The organism is Pseudanabaena sp. 'Roaring Creek', assembly GCF_001402795.1.
Classification (GTDB): domain Bacteria; phylum Cyanobacteriota; class Cyanobacteriia; order Pseudanabaenales; family Pseudanabaenaceae; genus Pseudanabaena.
The window spans coordinates 1-1,894 of record NZ_LIRE01000582.1; the positions used below are offsets into that span (position 1 = coordinate 1).

1 protein-coding gene is annotated in these 1,894 nt (G+C 39.4%); it reads right to left on the reverse strand.

Annotated features, from left to right (window positions below; translation table 11 throughout):
* Positions 1–115: 115 nt before the first annotated feature.
* A complete protein-coding gene (locus tag AC805_RS16615) occupies positions 116–1,717 on the reverse strand; it encodes an ATP-binding protein (protein WP_055076444.1) in 1,602 nt (533 codons plus the stop codon).
* Positions 1,718–1,894: the final 177 nt, after the last annotated feature.

Genomic DNA, 1,894 nt, shown 5'->3' on the forward strand with positions numbered 1-1,894 from the left:
CTTACACCGAGGGCTGAGCGAAGTCGAAGCCCGTCTACAAGTTATTTAAAACGACTATAATCGAAAATTGCTGTAGGGTACAGATAGGCGGTGCTTTGCGTCGCCTATCTGTACCCTACAGCAATTTTCCCCATTTTTCGATCGCCATCTCAATTTGAGCAACCTTAAATGGTTTAGCCACAAAATCATTCATGCCTGATGCCAGACATTTTTCGCGATCGCCTTCCATCGCATTAGCGGTCATGGCAATGATCGGAATGGGTGGACTGAGTTGATTTGTACCTTGGTTGGGCAGCGATATCAGGAGCGGAGATTGCTCCTTTAAACGAATCTGACGAGTTGCCTCTAAACCGTCCATTTCAGGCATTTGCACATCCATAAAGATCAAATTGTAGAATTTTTGATCGAGGGCTTCGAGAACTTCAATTCCGTTATTAGCAATATCAATGCAGTACCCCATCTTCTCAAAAATGCGACTTGCTAATTTTTGATTGACGGGGTTATCTTCGGCTATCAATATGTTGAGAGGAAGTCTCTCGGCTAATTTGGAAATATTGCTATCTAGAGACTTGGGCTTAGTAATCTTGGGTTTAGTAATATCAACTGGGCGATCGAGAACTACATCCAGTACATTATCTAGATTGTCTAGTATATCTAAGGCGGGAATCATTTTATCTTCAACGGGATGATAGGGGATCGCAAATAAAAAAGTTGAGCCTTTAGAGACAGAACTCTCAACCCAGATATTCCCACCCATTAACTTGATGAGTTTATGGCAAATTGCCAAGCCCATGCCAGTACCCCCAAACTGACGAGTTGCCGATGAATCGATCTGTGAGAATGGTTTAAAGAGTTTTTCTAGTTTATCGGAGGGAATACCTATTCCCGTATCTTCCACTGCAAAAAGGAGTTGAGCATCTTGATACCTTTTAATTATCACAGAGACTTTTCCGATCGACGTAAATTTAATCGCATTGCCGATCAAGTTAACTAAAATCTGTTGTAAACGAGTTCTATCTCCTTCAACAACTTTGGCAATTTGGGGATCGATAGAGTAGTTTAGTTCTAAGCCTTTTTTTTGAGCTGTGGCTGCAAAAAAGCTGAGAATAATCTCAATACAGTTGCCTAATGGGAAAGGAGATATCTCTAAGTCCATCTTCCCAGATTCAATTTTAGAGAAATCGAGAATATCATTAATCAGGATCATTAGAGATGCTCCACTGGTGCTAATAGTTTCAACATAGTCCCGTTGTTCCCTATCTAATTTGGTGTCTAACAGTAGATTAGTCATCCCAAGAACCGCATTCATCGGCGTACGGATTTCATGACTCATGGTGGCTAAAAACTCAGATTTTATACGGGCAATTTCCGCCGCAGTTTCTTTTTCCTGTTGTAGTTCTAATCTTAAAATATTGGTTTGCAATAAATCTTGGATCGTCAGAAATCCAATTCTCACAACCATATAAACAAATAGAGCCCCGAAGAAAAAAATTACTCCTGTCAAAATCAGAATTAGCCATTGGATCCCCAGCGGAAATAGGATTAATACTCCCAAATAACCTAAGAGAAAAAAGACCATTAGCGATCGCAAGATTCGCCAAACTTTCTTATACCTACTATCCTTGAGTAAAATTAAAATTCGTTTTGTTTCTTTAATAGAAAGAAACATCACGATCCCCCCAAGAGTAATTAAAATGATCGTGATTAAGTCACTCATTATCTTGTAAGTATAATCGAAAATTATTATATAGCAACGCAAGGTTTGCTTAGGACATAAAAACTAAAAGATGAGTGGCAGCGTGAAGCTCCGCCACTCATCTTTTGGTTTTTGATTTGTCTATAATTACTTCAACATAATTAAAATCCAGATTTAAAACCTGCGGCGCACGCGCAG

Excerpts from the sequence above, each read along its gene's own strand:
- AC805_RS16615 (WP_055076444.1), bottom strand. The coding sequence starts at position 1,717 with ATGAGTGACTTAATCACGATCATTTTAATTACTCTTGGGGGGATCGTG.